The following is a 23,676-nucleotide window of genomic DNA, read 5'->3' on the forward strand; positions in this document are numbered from 1 at the left end:
AGCTCTAAGTGTCGGCGGTTCGATTCCGTCCTGACCCACCATTTATGCGGGTGTAGTTTAATGGTAAAACCTCAGCCTTCCAAGCTGATGTCGTGGGTTCGATTCCCATCACCCGCTCCAAGGGCCTATAGCTCAGCTGGTTAGAGCGCACGCCTGATAAGCGTGAGGTCGATGGTTCGAGTCCATTTAGGCCCACCAATATTCCGAAGTAGCTCAGTTGGTAGTAGCACCTGACTGTTAATCAGGTTGTCGCAGGTTCGAGTCCTGCCTTCGGAGCCATTTTTTATGGGGAAGTACTCAAGAGGCTGAAGAGGCGCCCCTGCTAAGGGTGTAGGTCGGGTAACCGGCGCGAGGGTTCAAATCCCTCCTTCTCCGCCATCGGCCCGTTGGTCAAGTGGTTAAGACACCGCCCTTTCACGGCGGTAACACGGGTTCGAATCCCGTACGGGTCATACTAAGTGCAGTAGATGAATTTACATCTACTGCACTTTTTTTATGAACTGAAAAGCTAGAAAACTTAGCAGTAGAGGTAGGGAAAGAAGTAATCCCCCAAATGGATGGGAATGTTATTTTCTTCTTCACATACATGCCAATAGGTGATGATTCAGCATTAGCAACTGAACAAGAGTGGACAGAGATCCTCTTTGGAAAAACCTTTCTGCTGTACAAAAAGGCAATGCACATAAAGTAGATGATGTCATTTGGAGTACAGCTGGAGGAATTTTAGCTGCTGCTATTATGCTAGATCAAGTAGAAGAAATCTTTGCGAAATAATTAATGGATAAGCTATACATTCATGGAAATAAGGTGAGTGTATAGTTTTTTTATTTCCTACGTTAGATAGTAAGAGCATTTTGTATTTTTTAGAGAGATAGACTAAGATGTGGAGAGAGGGGGAGAGATATGAGAGAAAAATTAAAATGGATTCCTAATCAACATGATGTAGGCCAAGATAATGACGGACAAATAACAGCCTTACTTTCGAATTTTACACTTGAACAAGTAAAGAAAGTTAGTCAATTCCAACGTACATATGAGAAGTTTGAAAAGACACCACTCCATCATTTAGCATCATTAGCTTCTTATTTAGATGTAGAAAAAATCTGGATAAAAGATGAATCGTTTCGATTTGGTTTGAATGCCTTTAAAGTACTAGGAGGCGTTTATGCTATCGCACAATATGTTGCCAATCTGCTCAATAAAGATATTGAAGATCTTTCATTTGAACAATTAAAGTCATCCAAAATAAAAGATCAGTTGGGAGAGTTAACCTTTATTTCAACAACAGATGGGAACCATGGTCGTGGGGTAGCTTGGGCAGCTCGAGAGCTAGGTTTTCAAGCACGAATCTATATGCCTGCTGGTAGCGCCAAGGAACGATTACAAAACATTATAAATGAGGGAGCCCATGCTGAAATTACGGCAATGAATTATGATGATACGGTTCGTTATACTTCACACCTTGCTAAAGAACATGGTTGGGTTTTAATTCAGGATACAATGTGGGATGGCTATGAGGAAATCCCATTATGGATTATGCAGGGCTATACAACTCTAATACAAGAGGTTGTTGAAGAGATAGAACAAGCTCCAACCCATGTGTTTTTACAAGCCGGAGTAGGGTCTTTTGCAGCAGCAGTCGTTGCCTTTTTAAGACAATACTATGAGCATGAAATTACTATTGTTTTAGTAGAGCCACATGTAGCTAATTGTTATTATGAAAGCTTTAAAGCAGGAACCAATGAATTTATAACTGTTGGTGGCGACATGCAAACGATAATGGCAGGGCTTGCGTGCGGCGAACCGAATCCTCAGGCATGGCAACTGTTAAATGCCTATACGAAAGTAAGCATTAGTTGCGGGGAAGAAGTAGCAGCAACAGGAATGCGTATCCTTGGTAATCCATTGAACACAGATACACGCATTGTAGCAGGAGAATCGGGAGCAGCTCCATTTGGTTGTTTTTATGAAATCATGACAAATAATCGTTATAGACAATTAAAAGATACGTTACAGTTAAATAGCGCTTCGAGAGTATTATTAATTAATACAGAGGGTGACACGGATAAAGAAAATTATCGACAAATAGTGTGGCATGGAAAATATCAATAGTAATTTAGACGAAAGCCATCGAGAAGTTCACTCTCGATGGCTTTCATTGTAAAAAAAGATGATATTAGTGAATTTTAATAGTGGCAATTTTATAAGCACCGTATTCATCTGTGATCACAGTATACGTCTTATACCGATCGTAAAATTGATAATTACCTTGGGCATCATAGAAATCAAAGGTTTCATTCATATCCACATAGTATTGGCCGTTCGAATATTGTACATCAAGTACTTCATTGTTTGTAAAATAGAAGTAGTTGCCTTGATACGCAATCTCATTAATATATTTTTCTAGTTCTTTATAAGCAGAACTACTAGGCGCAAGCATATCGGCAATCCAATAAAAATCCCCCTCATTAAGAGCCATTTCATAGTATAGGCGGAATGCTTGTACGAATTGACCTGCTAACAAATTGTCCGTTTCATTAGTAATATCTGATTTACTAACAGGTTGTTGATTATTTTCGTATAGATTAGCAACAGAAAGAACCTCATTTGCAGAAAGAGGCTGAGCAATCCAACCATCAAATTGATCTACCATACTGTAAAGAGGGATAGAGAAGGCGAAGTGTGTACTTGTTTCGGTTGTGTAAAGTAGTGAGTTAATGCCAATTACATTTCCTGTATTAACATCCACCAATGGCCCCCCACTACTACCTTTATCAATTTGAGCATCGACCTGATATATTTGTTTGTATATAAAATTTTCAAGTTTCATATCACGTTTATTACCTGTTATATAGCCAATGGAAGCTGAATTTTCAAAGCCTTGTGGACTTCCGAAAGCAATGACCTCTAAGCCAATAGGTGATTCTGTTGTTTCAATTCCTAATGGGGGTTTGTCTTGATAGTTAGGAACATGTATTAAAGCTATATCATAACGATTAGATATACCGACTACAGTACCAGGTGATTCTTGACCCACAGAGTTACGAACCATTACTTCGACTGCACCTTGCACAACATGCGCATTAGTAATAACATACCCTCCTTTTTTATAGAGGAAGCCTGAACCTTGCGCATTGTTCGTTAGGATGGTGAATACCTTTTGCTGAATTTCCTTTATAAGAGTAACGCGATCAACCTGCTGTGCATGAGCCTCTTGCTTTTTCGTCAGTTCCTCAGAGGAAACTTGTTGTATCTGTGTCTCTAAATTCTGATTGCCGTTTATTTCTGAGTAAGTGGCTGAATTTTTATTTGAGAAAAAGTCCCAGTACGCATAGCCTAGCCCACCAATTGCAATGAAACAGACGGACAATACAATAATGGCCCATGCTGGGACACCTTGTTTTGATGATGAATTAGTCAATTTAGTACCACAACCTAAGCAAAATTTACTGTCATTTAGATTTTCATGCTGACAATTCGGACATTTCATCCTATTACCCTCCTGTGAAATATTTACTATTTTTATCGGTTAAAAATTATAGATTTATAGGTAGTTATGGAATTGTATGAATGGAGAGGATGATTTTAGGGAGGGGGAAATAATTTTAATTTGCCTATTGACCTTAACGTTGCGTCAAAGTTTACAGTAGCATTAATGGAGGTGAAAACATGGAATATACAATTCAAGAGCTTGCCCAATTGTCTGGGGTAAGTACGAGAAGTCTGCGCTATTACGATGAAATTGGACTACTGAAGCCAGCAAGAACCAATGAGGCAGGTTATCGATTTTACGGTCAAGCGGAAGTTGATCTGCTACAGCAGATTTTATTTTACCGAGCGTTGGATATGAAGCTAGCAACTATTCAGGATATTATTCAAGCTCCTCATTTTCAACATTTCAAGGCGCTAAAGTCACATAGAGCTGCTCTGCTTAAACGAAAAGAACAGCTTGAGACGATCTTACAGACGGTAGAAAAAACGATACTATCAATTGAGGGGGAAAAACCTATGTCAAATGAAGAAAAATTTAATGGATTTAAAGAAAAGTTAGTTGAGGATAACGAAAATAAGTATGGTCAAGAAATCCGTGCCAAATATGGAGACAAAACCGTAGATGCTTCGAATGCTAAGCTTATGAATATGACAGAGGAACAGTTTCAGGCAATGCAGCAATTGGAGCAGCAAATGTTTGAGCGTTTAACAGAAGCAATAGGGGTGGGAGACGCAACAAATGAAGTTGCGATGGAAGTTGCGGAGCTCCATAAACGATGGCTGAGCTTTACATGGAAAGAATATTCTAAAGAGGCACATGTAGGACTCGCTCAAATGTATATTGCGGATGAACGGTTCACCGCTTATTACGACGAGCGTAGTGTAGTGGGAGCTGCGCAGTATTTACATGATGCAATCGTAGCGTATACGAATAAATAAAAATATAAATAAATAAACCTTCCTTATGCTGATGTTTTAGAAATAATAAATTAGGAAAAAATGAAAGCATAAGGAGGAGATTTTTTTGGATCAACAAGTTATGAAAAAATTAAAAAGGCAATTAGAGCAAGAATTACAAGAAATCGAAAAGCGAATAGATGAATCAGAGCGTCCCCAAGCGACAGAGCTATCTAATTATGATAATCATCCTGCTGATAATGCCAGTGATTTAACGGATCAGCTCACAGAAATGGCTATTGACGAGCATCGTGGTGACAATGCAGAGGAAATAAAAGAAGCTCTTCAAGCAATGGTAGACGGAACATATGGCAAATGTGCTGTCTGTGGTAAAGAGATTCCAATTGGACGTTTAGAGGCTATGCCGCAGGCTTTGACATGTGTCGAACATGCGGAAAAGAAAGAGGATAATTTACGACCAGTGGAAGAGGATGTGCTCTCTTCAACACCAAGATCGGATGATTTTATTGAGCTTGAAGAATTTGGCTCTTCTGATACACCACAGGACAAAAGTCAGTAAGTATTTTCCTTACCAAAGCAGTATAATAGCTGTAGAGGTGAGAAGATGAACATTATTGATTTACATTGTGATGCACTGTTGAAATTAACAACGCTTGAAGCGGCAAGTTTTGCAGAGGATGTACGTATGCATGTCAATCATAAAAGACTGCAATTAGGGCAAATAAAAGCACAGGTATTCGCCATCTTTATTGACCCTGAAATCCCGCAAAATCAGCAATTTCTTGAAGTCATACGTCAAATGGAAGCATTTCATACTCATGTTTTACAAACAGAGGGCATGGTGCATATTACAGATTGGGCACAGTTAGAGCTATTAGCTCCCCATGAAATAGGAGCTATCTTAAGCTTAGAAGGCTGTGGTGCTATTGGCGAAGATTTAACAAAGCTAACTGCTGTACTTGATGCAGGCGTCAAATTAGTAGGTTTAACGTGGAATGAAGAAAATGCTGTTGCCCATGGAGCTGAGCAAGAGGCAAGTCTTGGATTGAAGCCATTTGGTAAAGAAGTCATTCAAGTATTAAATGACCGTGATATAATAATTGACGTCTCCCATCTAAACGAACAAAGTTTTTGGGATGTGTTGCCATTAGCGAAGCATATTATTGCTAGTCATAGTAATGCACGAGCATTATGTGATCATCCTCGTAATTTAACAGATGCACAAGCGAAGGCTCTTGTAAAACATGGAGGGCATATCCATGTTGTTTATTTTCCACTCTTTATTAGTGAACAAGATGCAACGCTGGAACAATTGGTTGATCATGTGGAGCATTTAGCCCACTTAGTAGGTGTGGAGCATATAGGGTTAGGATCAGATTTTGATGGCATAGGTGTGACCGTAAAAGGATTAGCTCATGCGGGAGAGGCTCAAAATTTATTAGAGGCATTACGAACTCGCTTTTCAGCAGAAGAAGTACAAGGAATCGCTAGTCAGAATTTCAAACGCTATGTAAAAAAAGCAGCAACCCGTTAAGGCTGCCGCACTTTTTAAAAGAAATAATCAATTAATAAACCAATTCCTAATAGGAAGCCGAAGATTGTATTCGTTTGCGCTGTATATTTCATCGCAGGCATCACTTCTTTGGCTTCTTTTTTATCTCTGAATATTTGAATGGCACGTAATGGTTTAGGAATACTTAAGAAAATAATCAAAGCCCAAAAAGTAATGCCATCAATTGCAACAAGGGCGATTACCCATAGGTAGGATACAATAAAAAATCCTGATAGCACGGAGATTGCATTATCACGTCCTACTAAAATAGCCAGTGTTTTGCGTCCACCTTCTGTATCGCCAACAATATCACGAATATTATTGGATAGCATAATAGCACCAACTAAAATCATACTTGGAACGGAAAGTAAAACGGCATCAAGTGTTACTGTAAGCGTTTGAATATAGAAAGCAATCAAAACGATTCCCATTCCCATTACTGCCCCAGAAACTATTTCGCCAAAAGGTGAATAGGCTATTGGGTATGGACCACCTGTATATAAGAAACCAATTAGCATACAAACTAGTCCAACAGCAGCTAGCCACCAAGATGTTGAGGCACATATGTAAATGCCAAGTAGCATGGCAATAGCATAGAAGCTTAGCGCAATCATCATGATCGTTTTTGGTTGTACACCATGACGGACAATCGTACCGCCAATTCCGACAGAATGCTCGTTATCTAATCCTAATTTGTAATCATAATATTCATTGAACATATTCGTTGCTGCTTGAATAAGCATACTTGCAATGAGCATAGCAAAAAATAGTCCAAAATCAATTGTTTCTTTTTCAATTGCTAGTGCAATTGCTGTTCCTAGGAATACTGGAACAAATGAAGCGGTTAAAGTATGTGGACGTGTTAAATGCCACCAAACTTTAATACCCCTATCAGCTTCAATGACTTTGGTCATAAGGTCTTTCTCTCCTTCAAATGTTGTCGACTCTTCTTATTTTAAACGAAGATTGAGAAAATGGGTAGGTTCACAGCTTATTACATACTGTAAAATGAAAAAAAGTGATACAATAGAACATGCATTTATGAACTGAAAATAAAAATAGGGTGAATAGCAACAGTACGAATGACACGGTTGCCAGCCCCCAAAATGATGTAATTTCGCCATCATTGATTATGTACATTGCAACAACGGAGGTAATTTTCATGCAACAGAAGTGGTACCAAGCCACAGAAGTAGAAGTGGACTCTTTGGGCCAAAGCCTTCATTTTTATATGGAAACAATGGAAGTGAGTCACCTGTCTGCATTAGCGTTTTATACAGCAGGTGAAGAGTGCTATAAAGGTGAACGATTTTATTGGCAAAATAGAGAAAAAACAATGACTTTAGTTGGGCTAGGACATGCCCATACCATTCAAAATAATAAAAAAAATGAACGTTTTGATGCTGTAGAAGCTGAATGGAAAAATTTAACGAAAAATTGTCTGAAAGGACAACGTGAGCTCCAACCTATTTTGTTCGGGGGCTTTACATTTGATCCACAGAATAATGTTGCTGGGGAATGGACGGGTTTTCCAGAGGCTTATTTTGCATTAGCAACATTTCAGCTTGTTATACGGGATGAAAAGGCATATGTGAGTATTCATCTTCTGACACAGGATCAGGATGGTGAGGCTCAGTTTGAGGCATTAAGAAAAGAGCGAGATTATTTAGTTCATGCAGCACAGGTTAAAGAAGTGAAAACGTATTCAAAGCCTGAAATATCAAGCTACTTTGAGCCTTATAAAGAGCCTTATTTAGCTTCTATAGACCAAGTGACAGCTTTAATTAAGCAAAAGAAAGCGGATAAGGTTGTTATTGCACGATCACTTGCACTGCAATTTAAAGAGCAAGTAACTGCTCCACAAGTGTTATCACAAATTATCCATGAACAACCAGAAAGTTATTTGTTCGGCTTAGAGCATGAACATCTTTTGTTCTTCGGAGCATCGCCTGAGCGTCTTGTAAAAGTGGAGGATGGTCGAGCCTTTTCTTCATGTGTTGCCGGTTCAATTAAGCGAGGAAAAACAGCAGAAGAAGATGAAGCTTATGGACAAAGCTTGTTACACGATCCAAAAAACGGAGGAGAACACCAATATGTTGTCGATATGATAGCAGACACATTCCGAAAAAATTGTGTGGATATAAACCTTCCTGAAAGTCCTCGTCTATTAAAAATACGAGATATTCAGCATTTATATACACCTATTGAAGGACAACTAAATAAGGATGCTACAATATTACAACTCACTAAAACTTTACATCCCACCCCAGCATTAGGTGGTGTACCACGTATGGAAGCGTTGGCAGCTATACGTAAGTATGAACCGATGAATCGAGGCTTGTATGCTGCGCCAATCGGCTGGTTGGATGCAGAGGGAAACGGTGAATTTGCAGTCGCGATACGGTCAGCGGCATTGCTTCACGATAAAGCTTATTTATATGCTGGTGGTGGTATTGTAGCGGATTCAGAGCCACAATCTGAATATGATGAAACATTAGTGAAATTCCGTCCAATGCTTCGTGCGCTAGGGGGACAATTACATGAGTGAACGAAAAAATTTAACAGATTATGTATATAAAATGGTTGCGTCATTAGTACAAGTAGGAGTAGAAAATGTTGTTGTTAGCCCAGGCTCGCGTTCAACACCTCTTGCCTACGCCGTCGCTTCTACAAAACAAATAAAAATGTATCGTCAAGTAGATGAGCGCTCAGCTGCTTTCTTTGCTTTAGGGCTTGCGAAAGCTACTGCTAAGCCTGTTGTCCTCTTATGTACGTCTGGTACAGCGGCAGCAAACTACTTTCCAGCAATTGTTGAGGCTAGCTATGCCCGTGTGCCACTGATTATCATTACGGCTGATCGACCACATGAATTACGTGAGGTAGGCGCACCACAGACCATTAATCAGCCTCATCTATATGGTTCACATGTGAAATGGAGTGTTGATTTTCCATTAGCAGATGGTGCTGCTCCCACATTGCCTTTTATCGAACGTCATATAGCGCGGGCAGTGGCAATTGCAACAAGTGCACCTTTTGGGCCAGTGCATTTGAATGTTCCATTCCGAGAGCCTTTATTAATTGATTTACAGGATGAATTGCCAACCATGACATTTAAACATAGCAGTATGGGACAATTAATCCCTACAACCTCTGCTATGCAGGAACTTTCCTCTATTTTAAATTCGACTAGAAAAGGCTTTATGATTGTTGGAGAATTAGCTCTTGGTACGGATCTAGCATTTCTCTGGGAATTTGTGCGTCAGTTGAAATGGCCAGTCATAGTGGAAAGCTTGTCAAATATGCGTGCAGCTGTACCAGAGGATTGCTTACCATATCTCGTGACTACCTATGATGCCATTATGAAGAGTGAGGATTTTAAGGCACTTGTTCAGCCAGATACAGTTTTACGAATAGGGGCACAGCCCGTTTCAAAATTCATTATGCAATTTATTACAAAAACACAGCCTAGTGCTTATGTAATTATTGATGAAGATCCTATGTTTAGAGATGCTACGGGCGTATCTACACATTTTATTCATGCAAATATCGATCAATGGTTAACACATCTAACCCTTACTAACACAGCATTTGAGGAATCATACTTAGCCGAATGGCAAAAAGCTAATCAGTTGGCTTCTACCTATATTGAACAGTATTCGGAAATAGAAAAAGATGAGGGAGCGATGGTCAGTCGTTTACTGAAAATGATTCCTGATGGTAGCGATATATTCGTTAGCAGTAGTATGCCAGTGCGTGATATTGATACATTTTTATTAGCAACACCAAAGGATATCCGTTTCTTTGCGAATCGCGGAACGAATGGGATTGATGGCGTAGTATCAACAGCATTAGGCTTCAGTCAAGGAAATGACCGAGAAACTTATTTATTGATTGGTGATTTAGCTTTTCTACATGATGTAAATGGGCTGATTGCTACTAGATACCAAGAATGTAACTTAACTATTCTTGTAATGAATAATGATGGTGGAGGAATTTTTTCTTATTTACCACAATCAACAGTAGAAGCTCATTATGAGGATCTGTTTGGCACACCGACTGCACTTGAATTCCAAGATATTGCCCATATGTATAATATGGATTATGTACGTGTAGATACAATAGCTGAATTATCAGGGAAGTTTTCATCAGTCAAAAAACGTCCTTTACGCTTAGTTGAAATATTTACAGATAGAGCGGAAAACGTTCAGGCTCATCGAGAGCTATGGAATCGTATTAACGCGGAGCTAAAAGCATGACGAGCTTAGTAATCCGAGGACTTGAAACCAATGTGGATATATGGAATGAAAACGGTATCCATACATTAGTTGCTTTGCATGGATTTACAGGGAGTACGGCTACATGGCACAATCTAGCACAAGCACTACCGAATGTCCGGGTTATTGCCATAGATTTAATTGGGCATGGGCAAACAGCTACTCCAGAGCAAATTAAGCGTTTTTCAATGGAGGAACAATTACAGGACTTAGAGGAACTGTTTTGTCAGCTCCATATTGAGAAATTTACATTGCTGGGCTATTCAATGGGGGGAAGAATTGCATTATCTTATGCCATTACGTTTCCAAATCGGATTCAAAAGCTCATTTTAGAAAGTGCTTCTCCTGGTTTACGAACAGTAGAGGAACGACGTGAACGTAGGGAGCGAGATGACATATTGGCACAAAAAATCATCACCAATGGATTAGTCTCTTTTGTGAATGCATGGGAGAATATACCGCTTTTTGCATCACAGCGTCATCTTTCTGAAACTGTGCAAAAGGCCATTCGGGCTGAAAGACTTTCACAAAAGGAAGAAGGTTTATCAGGGAGCTTAAAAGGTATCGGAACAGGAACCCAACCTTCCAATTGGCATCTCTTGGACCAGCTTGAAATACCTGTGCTACTAATTACAGGTTCATTAGATGAGAAATTTTGTAAAATTGCACTAGAAATGAAAGCGCTATTAAAAACTGTTAGGCATATGACAGTAATTGATGCTGGACATGCAATTCATGTGGAAAATCCCGCTGAGTTTGCTACAATAGTAGAGGAGTATATAACGTAATATTATTTTTACGTTAGCGCCTCGATAATAACGAGACGAATTTACAATATAGGAGGCAATTCAATGACACGTCAATGGACTTCATTACATACTTATGAAGATATTAAGTATGAGTTCTATAACGGAATCGCAAAAATTACGATTAATCGTCCAGAAGTGCGTAATGCATTCCGCCCAAAAACGGTTATGGAAATGATTGATGCATTTTCACGTGCACGCGATGATAAAAATATCGGTGTAATTATTTTAACAGGTGAAGGTGAACATGCCTTCTGCTCAGGCGGAGATCAAAAAGTTCGCGGACATGGTGGCTATGTAGGAGACGATGAAATCCCACGTCTAAACGTTCTTGATTTACAACGTTTAATCCGTGTAATCCCAAAACCTGTCGTGGCAATGGTTGCAGGCTATGCAATTGGTGGAGGACACGTATTACATGTTGTTTGTGATTTAACTATTGCTGCTGACAACGCTCGCTTTGGACAAACAGGTCCAAAAGTAGGTTCATTTGATGCTGGTTACGGCTCAGGCTATCTTGCTCGTATTATTGGACATAAAAAAGCTCGTGAAATTTGGTACCTTTGCCGTCAATACGATGCACAGCAAGCACTTGATATGGGCTTAGTTAATACAGTGGTTCCTTATGACCAATTAGAAGATGAAACTGTTCAATGGTGTGAAGAAATGCTACAAATGTCACCAACTGCATTGCGCTTCTTAAAAGCAGCGATGAACGCAGATACAGATGGCTTAGCAGGTCTTCAACAAATGGCTGGTGACGCTACTCTTCTTTACTACACAACAGATGAAGCAAAAGAAGGTCGCGACGCTTTCAAAGAAAAACGTCAACCAGACTTTGGCCAATTCCCAAGATTCCCTTGATTTAGTTAGGGTGTAAGGCTCGTATCTTTTTGGATACGAGCTTTTTTGTATGCCTGGGAAAGAGGATAGAAGCAAAATACTAACGTTTAAAAGCAAATGTAACATGAATAGACAAGCGATAAGGTAAAGCGTTAAGATGTAGGGTGATTGGAGTGACAAATATGTATCCGAATTGGATTATACAGCGAGCCTATTTAACACCGTTACGTAAGGCATTAACTTATAAAGAACAAAGTTGGACTTTTCAAGAGTTGAATGATTTATCTATCAAGCGTGCCCGCCAATTAGTAGGACTAGGTATACAGCAGGGAGATCGGATTGCCATCATGGGTCCAAGTAAACCTGAGCTTGTAATTACCATGTACGCTTGTATGCATCTGCAATGTGAGATGGTTATGCTAAATCGTAGGTTGTCACAGGATGAACTTAGTTACCAAATGGCGGACTCTGAGGCAGTTGCCGTATTGATTGCAGATGAGGATGTAAATAAGTTGCCTGCAAATATGGCTCATTATTTATTTTCAGCGATTGAAAAGGTTGAGGAAGGTGCATTCGATATAACAAAGGAATGGCCTTTGGAACAAACAACAACGATTATGTATACATCTGGGACAACAGGCTTTCCAAAGGGCGTCCGTCAAACGGTAGGCAACCATCAGGCTAGTGCAACGGCCTCGGTTTTAAATATTGGTCTACAGACTGATGATGTTTGGCTTTGTGCTGTACCATTATTCCATATTAGTGGATTTTCGATATTAGTGCGTTCGCTGTTATATGGCAATCAAGTCTATTTATATGATCATTTTGATGTAGACGCTATTACGCATCATATTATGAAGGGTGAAGTAACACATATGTCAGTTGTAGCTGTGACGTTGGAAAGAATCTTACATACGTTGGAGCAACACAACGCTAAAGCTTCCTCGCGTTTTAAATTAATGCTTGCTGGTGGAGGACCGGTGCCAGCTGATTACTTAGCGAGAGCACATACGTTAAACTTGGCTGTAGCTCAAACGTATGGTATGACAGAAACCTCCTCACAAACAGCTACATTAGCAAGTGAGGATGCGATACGGAAAATTGGCTCTGCCGGGAAGCCTTTATTTTTTAATCAAATCAAAATTGTAGAGCCAAACGCACAAGGAGAAGGAGAAATTTGCATTAGAGGGCCCCATGTTACACCTGGATATATCGGCCGTTTTGCACAAAAAAGCGCCACGCGAGATGGCTGGTTGCATACCGGAGATATTGGTTATCTAGATGAAGAAGGCTATTTATTTGTCATAGATCGCAGAGCAGATTTGATAATTTCTGGTGGAGAAAATATATATCCCGCAGAAATAGAGAATGTTCTGCTTATGCATCCAGCTGTTAAGGAGGCGGGCGTATGTGGTGCCGATGATAAGCAATGGGGACAAGTACCAGTTGCCTTTGTTGTGTTAAATAAACAAGCATCAGTCGAACAATTACAAGCCTTCTGTCGACAAAAGCTGGCTAAATATAAATTGCCAAAAGAAATTATTATTACAAACAGTCTTCCACGAAACGGAGCTAATAAGCTGCTTAGACGTAAATTACTACAATAAAATAAATGTAAAAAGAAGCCCATTGAACGCTAGGCTTCTTTTTATTTTGTAAATTATTGAACTTTTAGCATGAAATTAATCATTCATTAACATAATAAAAAAAGAGAGGCATAAACTATTTAGTAAAGGAGAATGACTCATATGAGGAAATATATATATAATGCTGTCATTATATTATTTGTTCTACAAATGAGTCATGTGCAAGTTTTTGCAAACTATGAAAAAGATGATGTAGCAACTGCTCATTCAATTCAAACACTACAATCTCTCATTAATAAAGAAGTTATGCAGCTATCAACGGAATTCTCTATTTACTATACTGGTGACATATCTGATATTAAAGATGAACTAACAGACATTACGAAAGGTGCGATTCAAAACTCTTATATTTATACTAATATTTCTAGCTTTAAATGGAAGTATGATGGTTATAACCATAAAATTGCGATTGCTTTTACGTTTACCTATCATCTTTCACCAAGTGAAGAAGCATTTGTCGAGCAAACATTGACGGATATTATTGCACCTATGCAAGGATTAAGTGACCTACAAAAATTACAGGCTGCACATGATTTTATTGTTCTAACTGCGGAATATTCCAAGGAAACGGAAGGAAGTCAATATTCCCCTTACACGCTACTGACGGAAAATAAGGGAGTCTGCCAGGCATATGCATTAGTGCTTTATCGAATGCTAGAATTGCTGGGTTTTGAGGTGCAATATGTCCCTGGAAAAGTGGGCGAACAGCTTCATGCCTGGGTATTAGTGAAAGTTGATCATAATTGGTATCACATCGATGTGACATGGGATGATCCGTTACCTGATCGGAAAGGGGAAGTACGTTATCAATATTTCCTAGTGTCGGATCGGCAATTATCACAGGACCATACCTGGGATTATGCAAGCTTCCCGGCTGCAACAAGCGAAAACTATTCAGACTTGCAGGAAGTAACTAAAAGACAAAGTGTAACAACCCCTTTGCATGAAGGTTTCAACCCAAATAAGGGGATGTCTATAATGGGTGAAAATAGGCTGGCTATCAAACCATTCATGGAGATGCCTACAAAACTTGTCTCACAAAATCAAAATGATTCAAACACTATAGTTCCGTTTGACTTTAATGAATGGGCAACGATTTTAGTAGAAAGTATGGTGGCTTTCCTAGTGCCTCATTCAAAAGATTTCCATGTGCCCAAAACAAATAAGCGGTTCTTGTCTATTGAGCGAACAGAAAAACGAATGCCGCAAGAAAAATACGTCATAATAAAGGAGGTGTCCCATCCATTTTCGGGGCACCTCCTTCTTTCAATTATTGATTGCTTAAAGCCTTATCTAAAGTTTGAATATTTTTCTTCATCAATGTGAAGTAAGTTTCTTTATTTTTTTCATCGTCTGTCGTTAATACACTTAAATTATGCAATACAAGTGATTTCGCACCGACTTCTTTTTGAATAACCTCTGCTAATTTAGAGGAAACATTTTGTTCAAATAAAATATGGTGAATATGCAATTCATTGGCTTTATCAACAATCATTGTTAGTTCTTTTTGTGAAGGTTCATTTTGAGAATTTAAGCCAGCAATAGGTATTTGTGTTAGCCCATATTGACCTGCAATATAGCCGAATGCTGCATGAGATACAAAAAATGTTTTATTTTGTGCTTGATCAGCCATTACTTTAAATTCCTGATCTAAATCCTGTAACTCTTTTACCAATGCTTCGTAATTTTGAGTAAAAGTAGCTTCTTGAGCAGGCATTTTTTCTACTAATGCATTTTTAATAGCAAGTGCTAAATCTTCACTAATTGTTGGAGATAGCCAAACATGAGGATCGATATCGCCATGCTCATGGTCGTCATGTCCATGTTCTTCTTCTGCATGATCGTGATCTTCCTCGGTTGCAGCATGATCATGTTCATGATGATCATCTTCAGCATGAACATGGCCTGTGCTAATAGCTAATTTTTCATCTGAAACTTTATCAGCAGTTGCCACCATTGTGACATCTTCATTGGCTAAAGTCTTTTTAGCATTTTCAACAAAGCCCTCAAGCCCTAAGCCAATATAGAAAAAGATATTGGCATCTGCTAATTTCATCATATCCTTTTGTGTTGGTTCAAAGGTATGTTCATTAGCACCAGCCGGATAAATAGAAGAGACATCCACAAAGTCACCCCCAATACGCTGTGCAAAATAGCTTAAAGGATAAACAGTTGTATAAATTGTTAATTTATCCGTCTCATTAGAAGACTTTTGGGAAGTTGATGATTGGTCTCCGCAAGCAGCGGTAAACAGGGCAAGAACTGTGACTAGCAATAATACATAAACTTTTTTCATATAATATAATCCCTTTCTTAAATAGTAACCATTACGATTTATTTTTTAGAACAGTTATTATAATAACGCACAACTTCAAAAAGTACAAGAAAAAATGACCTCCGAAAATTAATTCTTTTTCGAAGGCCATTTTTCTGGCACTGGATCAAAGCCACCAGGATGAAATGGATGGCATTTGGATATACGTGTGATGGTTAAAATAAATCCTTTTAGCGCCCCATGCTTTTGAAAAGCTTCGAGGCCATAAGAAGAACATGTGGGATGAAAACGACAAGTAGGTGGCGTCATAGGTGAAATGTATTTTCTGTAAAACTTAATGAGCCAAATAAAGGGATACTTCATCGTTGTTCTTCCTCTTGTTGCGATGTAATTTGCTCTGGCTTTGCATCAATTGTTTGCGTAAAGATATGATTTTTTTTCTTGATAATGAAAATGACAGAAAGACCAAACATTAACATCATCATAGCAATCATAACGATAATTGGTAATGGCACACCCATTGCTTTCACTCCAAATTCAATTAATAAAATTTATAAATCATGAATGACCTACTAGTTTTCCTTTTGATGATAGCTTTGTTTCGGTTTTTCATCAACGGTATGTTTAAAGGCATAGGCACGGTTGACACTGATAACTGTCGCAATAGTGATAATAATAACGATGATGATTGCGACGATTAAGAGCGTAGTTAAACTCATCATACTCACTCCGTTCTTTGTTCATCATACTTATTATAAGTTATATGGACATTTTAATTGTGAAGGAAGTTTGACATTCCAGGGAATAAAACAACACCTTTCTCTCCATACTATGGGAAAAGGAGTGAATCGTAAAGATGGATCGTCAACGTGTATATTTTTCACTTGCCAATAGAACCTATTATACCAATCCTTATGCAGGACCTTGGAATTTTGAACTCAATGTGGATCGACAAGCATTAGATGTTTTTGAGAAAATTTTTCAGCAAATGCAGTTGTTGGAGATCTCCAATGCATGGCGTGCTCAGTTACCGTACATTCAATATCATTTAGATAGAGAAAATGATGAAATCGATTTAAGATTGATGAAAATTTATGCACTAGTTCATGAGTATGGAGATGAGGAAACCAAGGCGTTTGTAGAGCAGTTACCTTATTTTAACAAGCGTGTCTAACGGGGAAATTTCAGCTTAGGTTGATTTTCACTTTGAGTGTCGCCACTCTCAGTGAAAATCAATCACCTCAGTAGAGGGTATTAACATATTGCCTTTAATATAGTAAAAACAGCTTCACGTGGGACGATTACAGGTATATTTAGCTGATGTTTAATCATATTTTTCATAGGTGTGGAATAGCCCATACAATCAAGAATGAGCAGATCAGCGCCATCGGATTCTAATTGCTGTGCCTTTGCTAATAAATCATGTGCATTAAAGCGGTAGGGTGAACTTGCAGAGTAGTTCACATCAAAATGAGCTTTTTGCCATTTTTCTGCAACCGTTATTTGTTGCTCAGGCTCCGGACCTATTAAACCAATTGCTAATTCCGTATGAAGACCCTTCACTAAGTTAGTCATCATTCTATCCGGAAGCAAAAGATTTTTAACGGATAGTTTATTGGCAAAATCGCCTGTACACATTAGCAAAATCCAAGTAAAGTCTTGGAGATCATGAAGGCATTGCTGAATATAGGGCATGAGCTTCGCTTTACTTAACCGTACCTGCTGACTATTTGCCAGGAGAGTCACTAAAACATCAGTTTCTTCCTGTGAGGGAGAAAGGGCAGCGATTTCAGATGGTGAAAGCGAATCAAGGACACCAAATTCATGAACATGTAGACCCCCATGTCTTAATTGCTGAATATTCTCCGCCATATCCTTGCGAGGGGCTTGACCGATAGTTACAATGGCAATTTTTGAGTTTTCCATGGTGCTTCCTCCGCTTCGAAATATTTTTCTCCGTTTACATAAGTTTGTAGGACCTTCGCTTCGGTTTCAAAAATAGGGTGTGACCAAACAACAAAATCAGCATCCTTACCTTTCTCAAGACTACCAATTCGATGATCAAGCTGTACGATCTTAGCTGCATGTATAGTAATGCTTTTTAAGGCTGTTTGTTCATCTAATCCATAACGTATTGCTTCAGAGGCACAATACTTTAAGTACTGAATCGGTACAAAGGGATGATCCGTCATGATAGCAAAAGGAATATTATGCTCTTTAAATATGGCAGCAATCGCTGGTGTAGAATGACGTGTTTCATATTTAGATGGGGTTAACATATAGGGACCAAGCGTTGCATGGTATCCACTATTTTTTACTGCATCAACTATCAGATAGCCTTCTGTACAATGCTCTAAATGGAGCTTCACATTAAATTCCTTGGCAATTCGTATAGCGGTCATTATATCATCTGCTCTATGGCAGTGAAGACGAAGCGGCATTTCACCACGGAGTACCTCAATAAATGGACGTAATTCAGAATTTTGTTGTACTTTTTCAGCTTGTTCCTGTTCATTCAGCAGGCTAGCTCGTTGGAAGCCATCACGTAGTAGCTGAGCAATCGCCATACGGGTCATTGGCTTTCGTTTATATTGAATACCAAAGACGTTCTTTGGGTTTTCCCCTAATGCCCCTTTTAATCCACTTCGTTCTACTAAGACGCGAGAAGCAAGGGTAGGACCCGCTGTTTTCAGGATACTCCAAATGCCACCAATAACATTGGCACTTCCCGGACCAGTTTGTACAGTTGTCACACCACCTGCAAGTGCATGCTGGAAGGAGAAATGGCGAATATCAACACTGTCTAAAGCATGCATAAGCGGTGTAAAAGGCTCGCTATATTCATTAGCATCATTAATATCTTCGGTTACTTCAGCCCATGTTCCAACATGTGCATGGATATCTATTAATCCTGGTGTGACATATGCTCCCTGTAGATCGATTAAGTGCGCATGAGGGGGGATATCTTTGGCTGGCCCTACATAAACAATGCGTCCATCTTCAACCCATAGCTGTTCAAAAACATCATTTTGTTCATTAACTGTGAGAAACGTTGCATGATGATAAATTATCATTTTGACATACCTTCTTCCGTTGCATAAACTTTTTTCCCTTTAATAAAAGTTGCGATAACCTGTGCATCTAAATTTAATGGATGCTTATCCCATATCACAAAATCAGCATAAAGGCCATCACGAATAGCCCCTATTTTATCGTCAATGCCAAGGAAATTAGCAGCTCCTGTTGTTAATGTATAGAGAACATCCGAGCGGGACATACCTTCTCGAACAGCTAAACACCCTTCTAATGTTAGATGGGATGTGCTACTAACAGGGTGATCTGTACAAAAAACAAATGGTATTGTTTGAGTGAATAGCTGAGGATAAAGCTTTGGTGACAGCTCCAGCATCTCATTATGCTCAATATAACGGAATGTCGGGCCAGCAATAACGGTATGGAAACCTGTCTCCTTAAGAAGAGGAATTTCCGTGCCATGAATAATATGAAAGTCAAAATCGTTAGTAAATTCTTGTTGTAGTCGATGAATTAGTTCAATATCGACAGCTTTATGCGCCCGCACAACAATCTTATGGATGGAGGGCTCCTGCTGTTGAATTTGTTGGAGTGTGTCCCTTAAGATTTTAGCGATACCCATGCGAGTCAGTGGCTTTCTCTTTTCAGCAAAAAATGTACTTTTTGCCTGGTGTCCAATAGAAAAGGAATAAGCGACATCTTTTACAATAACCATATCATCTACAGTTGTATGTGTATGATGAATGATTGCCGTTTTGGCCCCAATTAAGCTTTTAGCGGAGGGAACAATATGAGATGCTGTAACCCCATGTGAGACAGACTTTTGAAAGGCTACATCAAACGGGTAAATGCCATCAATAACAGAATATTGTAAGTGTGAATCAAATTCATAGCTATCATCACCTTCCCAACGAATCCCAATTTCAGCTAAACCAATTTGTGAACAACTATCGATTAGGCCAGGCGTAATATAATAGCCATCTAAATTTATTTCATTTTCTGCAGTATGTGTTGCTGGTTTGAAATATTCCCCTTGCACTTGGAACGACTGTTTATCAAAGCTACGAGTGTCAGAGTTAAATACAAGCCCATTGATGTATCGAGTCATCGGATCAAATCTCTCCTTATGAAGAGAAAAGCGGAGACAAGAATCTCCACTTTTCTAGTTAAGTTATTTTGAAATGGATACGTTTGTGCCGTTTGGATGCACAATTTGAACAGAGTTATCAGCAGAAACCTCAAAGCCATGTACATTTTTATTTACGCCTGCAACAGTTTGAGTTGCTTCTAATTCGATACGAGGAACATCCGTTAGTATAAGTTTTAATGCCTCTTGGTATAATTTTGCTCGCTCTTCTTGTACGACTGTTTCGGATACAGCGCGCTCTAATAATTTATCAACCTCTGGATTGCTGTAGCCTTTACCATTACCCAACGCTCCGATTTGATTTGTGTGGAATAATTGATAGAGGAAGAAATATGGATCTGGATACCAAGTCCAACCACCAATATTCATTGGAGCATTTCCTTTTGCAACTGTATCACTGTAAGTACCCCATTCCAGTACTTTAATTTCAACATCTATATTTAAATTTTTCTTCAACTGACTTTGGAAAATCGTTGCATAAGGGACACGCGCCTCTGATACGTAAATCTCAGTTTTAAAGCCATCAGCATAGCCCGCATCTGCTAATAATTTTTTAGCTTCTTCAGGGTTATATTTCGGTACCATATCGACTAAGGATTTATCATAGCCCCAAGAGCCTGGAGGTAATGGTAAATAAGAGACATCACCGCCACCCCATTGGTTAACACCAGAAATGATTTCCTCAACATTTGTTGCCATATAAATGGCTTCACGTACACGTTTATCGGCAGTTGGACCTACCTTATTGTTAAGATCCAGATAAACAATGGATAATCCAGGATTTGTTAAGAGCTCAAGATTACTATCTTGATTGATAATTTCTCGGTTTTGGCCTTTTACGTCCATCGCAATATCAATATCACCTGAACGTAATGCATTGGTCATCATATTTTGATCAGAGATAAATTTCATTGTTAAATGGTCGAGATGTGGCTTGTCTCCCCAGTAATTTTCATGGCGTACCAGTTTTACTTCTTGGTCTTTTTTCCATTCTGTTAACTGGAATGGACCAGTACCGACGAAATGCTCAGAAAATTTATCGCCCCAGCCCTCAATCTCTTCTTTTGGAATAATCATATTACCAGCATCTGTTAGCATAGCAAGTAGGGCAGCATTAGGAGTAGCTAAGTGAATCTCTACTTCATAATTAGACAGTACCTTAACCTCTGTCACACCACTAAGGCGATTCATAGCTGATTCTTTAGCGGAACGTTCTAATGAATATTTCACGTCTTCAGCTGTCATCTCACGACCATCTTGGTATTGCCCCTTTTGGAATTTTACACCTTCACGTAATTTGAAGGTATAGACTAACATATCATCTGATACTTTCCATTCCGTTGCTAAAGATGGAATGATATCTGACAGATCTTTGTTATAAACAACTAAAGTATCACCCATTTGACGCATAACCTGTGATTCATAAACCCCAGTATATTTGATTGGGTCAAACGTTTTGGCATTCGCTGAAAGACCAACATTTAATGAGCCTCCAGAAGTAACTTCTCCATCTTTTCCATCTGATGAATTATTTTTTTCTGTATTCCCACCACAAGCAGCTAAAACAGCAATCATTAAAGTTAAAAAGAAAAGTAGGAAAGATTTTTTTACGTTTATTTTCTTCATCCGTGCTAGCCTCCTTTATTTTGTTTCACAATATGAACCGTTGATTCAAAAAAATAGTAGGTTCGAAATAAAAGTAGCACATTTGTAAACAGGAAGTAAATATAAAATTAAAAAAATTCAGAAAAAATATATTTACAAACAATTGTCGCTAGGTGTAGTATTTAGTTATTCACAATATGAACCACTGATTCTAATAATGAAAAGGAGGTCTTTGTAGGATGGGTTCATTTATTTTAAGAAGGTTAGTAAACCTTATTCCCACACTGTTAGTAGTTGGTATCATCGTATTTATTATTACGCGAATGATTCCAGGTGACCCAGCTTCTGTCATGCTTGGTCCCCAGGCTAGTGTGGAAGATATAGAGAATTTAAGGGAAGAGCTGGGGTTGAATAAGTCAATGCCTTCACAATTTATATCATATGTAGGTGATTTAGCTCGGCTGAATTTGGGCTATTCCTATTCTTATAGCGAGTCTGTTTTGGGGCTTATTATCGAAAGATTCCCAAATACAGTTGTACTGGCACTAGCAGCCTTATTAATAGCTGTTGTAATAGGAATCCCAGCAGGTATATTGGCAGCTAGAAAACAAAATACAATAATTGATTATGTTGTCATGCTTGTGTCACTAGTAGGAGTATCCATGCCAATTTTTTGGTTGGGGATCATGCTTGTTTTATTCTTTAGTGTCAATCTTGGCTGGTTCCCTGCGACTGGGATGGGGAATATGAGTGAAGGTTTCTGGCCTTATTTGAAGCATTTAATTTTGCCTGCCTTTGCTTTAGCAACAATTCCGATGGCCACATTCGCGCGTATTACACGTTCGAGTATGTTAGAGGTCATTTCACAAGATTATATTAAAACAGCACGTTCTAAAGGTATTAAAGAATATTTGGTTATTGGTAAGCATGCCTTTAAAAATGCTTTAACGCCAATCTTAACAGTACTAGGTATGCAAATTTCTAATTTACTAGGTGGTGCCGTTTTAACAGAAACAATTTTTAGCTGGCCTGGGATGGGTCGACTGATTGTAGATGCAATAGATAAACGTGACTTTGTCGTTGTACAAGGTACAGTTATTTTCATTGCCTTTATTTTTGTACTAATTAATTTGATTGTTGATGTGCTGTATAAGGTTGTGAATCCAAAGGTCAATCTTGAATCGAATGGAGGGAAGAAATAACAATGACTCAAGCAGTTGTCAATGAAACTAGAAAAAGAAATACATTGTTGCGAAAGTTGCTTAAAAATAAATTAGCAACAATTGGGTTAGTGATTGTATCCTTGATGGCCATTGTTGCTATCTTCGCTCCGTTAATTGCAACCCACCCACCAAATGAAATGACTGTTGGTAAATCATTTCTACCCATGAATACCGAAGGACATTGGCTTGGAACTGATAACTATGGTCGAGATTTGTTTAGTCGTTTAGTTTATGGAACTCGAATATCTATGATTGTTGGGATTGCAGCAGTGTTATTTGGTGCTGTGTTTGGTACATTACTTGGTCTTGTGGCGGGATATTTTGGGGGTCGTAGTGACTCTATTATTATGCGTACGATGGATGGCCTTTTCGCCTTTCCATTCATTTTATTAGCTATTACACTTATGACGGTATTAGGACAAGGGCTTGTCAATGTTATTGTCGCCATTGGTATAGCCAATATCCCAGGGTTTGCTAGGCTTGTTCGTGGTCAGGTTTTAAGTGTTAAAGAAGAAGAGTTTATTGAGGTGACGCATTCCTTAGGGGCTACACATTCACGAATTATTTTTAGTCATATACTACCCAACTGTTTAGCTCCATTGATTGTCTATGGAACGATGAGTACAGCAGGAGCTATTATTTCGGAGGCTGCGCTTAGCTTTTTAGGGTTAGGGGTACAACCTCCAACAGCTTCATGGGGGAGCATTTTAAAGGATGGTAAAGACTTTTTAGTATTAAATCCTCAAATGGCGACATTCTCAGGTATCTGTATTTTATTAACAGTCCTTGGAATAAACCTTTTAGGGGATGGATTACGTGATGCATTAGATCCGAAAATGAAAGTTTAATGAAAGGGGGTGGC

Annotated in this window: 23 protein-coding genes, 5 tRNA genes and 1 pseudogene; 19 read left to right on the forward strand and 10 right to left on the reverse strand. The window is 38.8% G+C overall.

The window, feature by feature from the left end; translation table 11 throughout:
• Positions 1-46: 46 nt before the first annotated feature.
• The 7 genes and pseudogenes from ACOZBY_RS05065 to ACOZBY_RS05095 all read left to right on the forward strand — a co-directional run bounded on the left by ACOZBY_RS05065 (position 47) and on the right by ACOZBY_RS05095 (position 2,112).
• Positions 47-120: transfer RNA gene (locus tag ACOZBY_RS05065), tRNA-Gly, on the forward strand.
• 1 nt (position 121) lies between these two features.
• Positions 122-198 (forward strand) — tRNA-Ile (locus tag ACOZBY_RS05070).
• 4 nt (positions 199-202) lie between these two features.
• Positions 203-279 (forward strand) — tRNA-Asn (locus ACOZBY_RS05075).
• Positions 280-287: 8 nt separating this feature from the next.
• Positions 288-378 (forward strand) — tRNA-Ser (locus ACOZBY_RS05080).
• Positions 379-380: 2 nt separating this feature from the next.
• Positions 381-452, forward strand: a tRNA-Glu gene (locus ACOZBY_RS05085).
• A gap of 53 nt (positions 453-505) precedes the next feature.
• Positions 506-774, forward strand: a pseudogene (locus ACOZBY_RS05090) (iron siderophore-binding protein); the annotation flags it as partial.
• 129 nt (positions 775-903) lie between these two features.
• A complete protein-coding gene (locus tag ACOZBY_RS05095; protein WP_012295773.1) occupies positions 904-2,112 on the forward strand; it encodes a diaminopropionate ammonia-lyase in 1,209 nt (402 codons plus the stop codon).
• A gap of 64 nt (positions 2,113-2,176) precedes the next feature.
• On the opposite strand, the gene ACOZBY_RS05100 is transcribed toward ACOZBY_RS05095, so the two are convergent.
• Positions 2,177-3,490: a trypsin-like peptidase domain-containing protein gene (locus ACOZBY_RS05100; RefSeq protein WP_422761675.1), complete on the reverse strand. Its 1,314-nt coding sequence runs from the start codon at positions 3,488-3,490 to the stop codon at positions 2,177-2,179.
• Positions 3,491-3,669: 179 nt separating this feature from the next.
• Between ACOZBY_RS05100 and ACOZBY_RS05105 the strand changes: the two genes are divergently transcribed.
• The 3 genes from ACOZBY_RS05105 (at position 3,670) to ACOZBY_RS05115 (ending at position 5,944) form a co-directional block, all read left to right on the forward strand.
• On the forward strand, positions 3,670-4,431 hold the full coding sequence (locus ACOZBY_RS05105) for a MerR family transcriptional regulator (protein ID WP_099805795.1): 762 nt from the start codon (positions 3,670-3,672) through the stop codon (positions 4,429-4,431).
• A gap of 85 nt (positions 4,432-4,516) precedes the next feature.
• The gene (locus ACOZBY_RS05110; RefSeq protein WP_012295770.1) at positions 4,517-4,969 is read left to right on the forward strand and encodes a TraR/DksA C4-type zinc finger protein; all 453 of its coding nucleotides are present in this window, start codon (positions 4,517-4,519) and stop codon (positions 4,967-4,969) included.
• 45 nt (positions 4,970-5,014) lie between these two features.
• Positions 5,015-5,944: a dipeptidase gene (locus ACOZBY_RS05115; protein WP_031416461.1), complete on the forward strand. Its 930-nt coding sequence runs from the start codon at positions 5,015-5,017 to the stop codon at positions 5,942-5,944.
• A gap of 14 nt (positions 5,945-5,958) precedes the next feature.
• Here the strand turns inward: ACOZBY_RS05115 and ACOZBY_RS05120 are convergent, their stop codons facing one another.
• Positions 5,959-6,876 carry a 1,4-dihydroxy-2-naphthoate polyprenyltransferase gene (locus tag ACOZBY_RS05120; protein ID WP_012295768.1) on the reverse strand — a complete coding sequence of 306 codons (918 nt, stop codon included), beginning with the start codon at positions 6,874-6,876 and terminating at the stop codon, positions 5,959-5,961.
• Between the two features lie 248 nt (positions 6,877-7,124).
• Here ACOZBY_RS05120 and ACOZBY_RS05125 point away from each other — a divergent pair, with 248 nt between their 5' ends.
• The 6 genes from ACOZBY_RS05125 (at position 7,125) to ACOZBY_RS05150 (ending at position 14,857) form a co-directional block, all read left to right on the forward strand.
• The gene (locus ACOZBY_RS05125; protein ID WP_031416459.1) at positions 7,125-8,510 is read left to right on the forward strand and encodes an isochorismate synthase; all 1,386 of its coding nucleotides are present in this window, start codon (positions 7,125-7,127) and stop codon (positions 8,508-8,510) included.
• Positions 8,503-10,218: a 2-succinyl-5-enolpyruvyl-6-hydroxy-3-cyclohexene-1-carboxylic-acid synthase gene (gene menD, locus ACOZBY_RS05130; protein ID WP_012295764.1), complete on the forward strand. Its 1,716-nt coding sequence runs from the start codon at positions 8,503-8,505 to the stop codon at positions 10,216-10,218. The genes ACOZBY_RS05125 and menD overlap by 8 nt, the downstream gene beginning before the upstream one ends.
• Complete coding sequence (menH, locus tag ACOZBY_RS05135; protein WP_012295763.1) at positions 10,215-11,024, forward strand: 2-succinyl-6-hydroxy-2,4-cyclohexadiene-1-carboxylate synthase; 810 nt, start codon at positions 10,215-10,217, stop codon at positions 11,022-11,024. Before menD ends, menH begins: the two co-directional genes overlap by 4 nt.
• A gap of 63 nt (positions 11,025-11,087) precedes the next feature.
• On the forward strand, positions 11,088-11,906 hold the full coding sequence (menB, locus tag ACOZBY_RS05140; protein WP_008180343.1) for a 1,4-dihydroxy-2-naphthoyl-CoA synthase: 819 nt from the start codon (positions 11,088-11,090) through the stop codon (positions 11,904-11,906).
• Positions 11,907-12,067: 161 nt separating this feature from the next.
• Positions 12,068-13,492, forward strand: a complete 1,425-nt coding sequence (locus ACOZBY_RS05145) for an o-succinylbenzoate--CoA ligase (protein WP_099805796.1) — start codon at positions 12,068-12,070, stop codon at positions 13,490-13,492.
• A 141-nt stretch (positions 13,493-13,633) separates the two neighbouring features.
• Positions 13,634-14,857 carry a transglutaminase domain-containing protein gene (locus tag ACOZBY_RS05150; protein WP_051563301.1) on the forward strand — a complete coding sequence of 408 codons (1,224 nt, stop codon included), beginning with the start codon at positions 13,634-13,636 and terminating at the stop codon, positions 14,855-14,857.
• On the opposite strand, the gene ACOZBY_RS05155 is transcribed toward ACOZBY_RS05150, so the two are convergent.
• The 4 genes from ACOZBY_RS05155 to ytzI all read right to left on the reverse strand — a co-directional run bounded on the left by ACOZBY_RS05155 (position 14,802) and on the right by ytzI (position 16,528).
• Positions 14,802-15,827: a metal ABC transporter solute-binding protein, Zn/Mn family gene (locus tag ACOZBY_RS05155; RefSeq protein WP_031416453.1), complete on the reverse strand. Its 1,026-nt coding sequence runs from the start codon at positions 15,825-15,827 to the stop codon at positions 14,802-14,804. The genes ACOZBY_RS05150 and ACOZBY_RS05155 overlap by 56 nt on opposite strands.
• A gap of 108 nt (positions 15,828-15,935) precedes the next feature.
• On the reverse strand, positions 15,936-16,169 hold the full coding sequence (gene yidD / locus ACOZBY_RS05160) for a membrane protein insertion efficiency factor YidD (protein ID WP_008180348.1): 234 nt from the start codon (positions 16,167-16,169) through the stop codon (positions 15,936-15,938).
• Positions 16,166-16,327, reverse strand: coding sequence for a hypothetical protein (locus ACOZBY_RS05165; protein ID WP_171821096.1), 162 nt, complete (start codon positions 16,325-16,327; stop codon positions 16,166-16,168). The genes yidD and ACOZBY_RS05165 overlap by 4 nt, the downstream gene beginning before the upstream one ends.
• Before the next feature lie 51 nt (positions 16,328-16,378).
• Positions 16,379-16,528: a YtzI protein gene (gene ytzI / locus ACOZBY_RS05170; protein ID WP_012295757.1), complete on the reverse strand. Its 150-nt coding sequence runs from the start codon at positions 16,526-16,528 to the stop codon at positions 16,379-16,381.
• 134 nt (positions 16,529-16,662) lie between these two features.
• On the opposite strand from ytzI, the gene ACOZBY_RS05175 reads away from it, so the two are divergent.
• On the forward strand, positions 16,663-16,980 hold the full coding sequence (locus ACOZBY_RS05175) for a hypothetical protein (protein WP_012295756.1): 318 nt from the start codon (positions 16,663-16,665) through the stop codon (positions 16,978-16,980).
• 80 nt (positions 16,981-17,060) lie between these two features.
• Here the strand turns inward: ACOZBY_RS05175 and ACOZBY_RS05180 are convergent, their stop codons facing one another.
• The 4 genes from ACOZBY_RS05180 to ACOZBY_RS05195 all read right to left on the reverse strand — a co-directional run bounded on the left by ACOZBY_RS05180 (position 17,061) and on the right by ACOZBY_RS05195 (position 21,612).
• A complete protein-coding gene (locus ACOZBY_RS05180) occupies positions 17,061-17,732 on the reverse strand; it encodes an AroM family protein (RefSeq protein WP_422761682.1) in 672 nt (223 codons plus the stop codon).
• Positions 17,705-18,880, reverse strand: a complete 1,176-nt coding sequence (locus ACOZBY_RS05185; RefSeq protein ID WP_422761684.1) for an amidohydrolase — start codon at positions 18,878-18,880, stop codon at positions 17,705-17,707. Before ACOZBY_RS05185 ends, ACOZBY_RS05180 begins: the two co-directional genes overlap by 28 nt.
• A complete protein-coding gene (locus ACOZBY_RS05190) occupies positions 18,877-19,947 on the reverse strand; it encodes an amidohydrolase family protein (protein WP_031416451.1) in 1,071 nt (356 codons plus the stop codon). Before ACOZBY_RS05190 ends, ACOZBY_RS05185 begins: the two co-directional genes overlap by 4 nt.
• Positions 19,948-20,010: 63 nt before the next feature.
• Positions 20,011-21,612 (reverse strand): ABC transporter substrate-binding protein, encoded by a 1,602-nt coding sequence (locus ACOZBY_RS05195; protein WP_036164704.1) that lies wholly within the window; start codon positions 21,610-21,612, stop codon positions 20,011-20,013.
• A 218-nt stretch (positions 21,613-21,830) separates the two neighbouring features.
• Here ACOZBY_RS05195 and ACOZBY_RS05200 point away from each other — a divergent pair, with 218 nt between their 5' ends.
• Both ACOZBY_RS05200 and ACOZBY_RS05205 read left to right on the forward strand, forming a co-directional pair.
• Positions 21,831-22,793 carry an ABC transporter permease gene (locus tag ACOZBY_RS05200; protein WP_099805801.1) on the forward strand — a complete coding sequence of 321 codons (963 nt, stop codon included), beginning with the start codon at positions 21,831-21,833 and terminating at the stop codon, positions 22,791-22,793.
• A gap of 2 nt (positions 22,794-22,795) precedes the next feature.
• Entirely contained in the window at positions 22,796-23,662 is an 867-nt protein-coding gene (locus ACOZBY_RS05205; RefSeq protein ID WP_036164701.1) for an ABC transporter permease, read from the forward strand.
• The last annotated feature ends 14 nt before the right edge of the window (positions 23,663-23,676 follow it).

Origin of the sequence: Lysinibacillus sp. NPDC056220 (assembly GCF_049315265.1) — a bacterium.
GTDB lineage: Bacteria > Bacillota > Bacilli > Bacillales_A > Planococcaceae > Lysinibacillus > Lysinibacillus pinottii.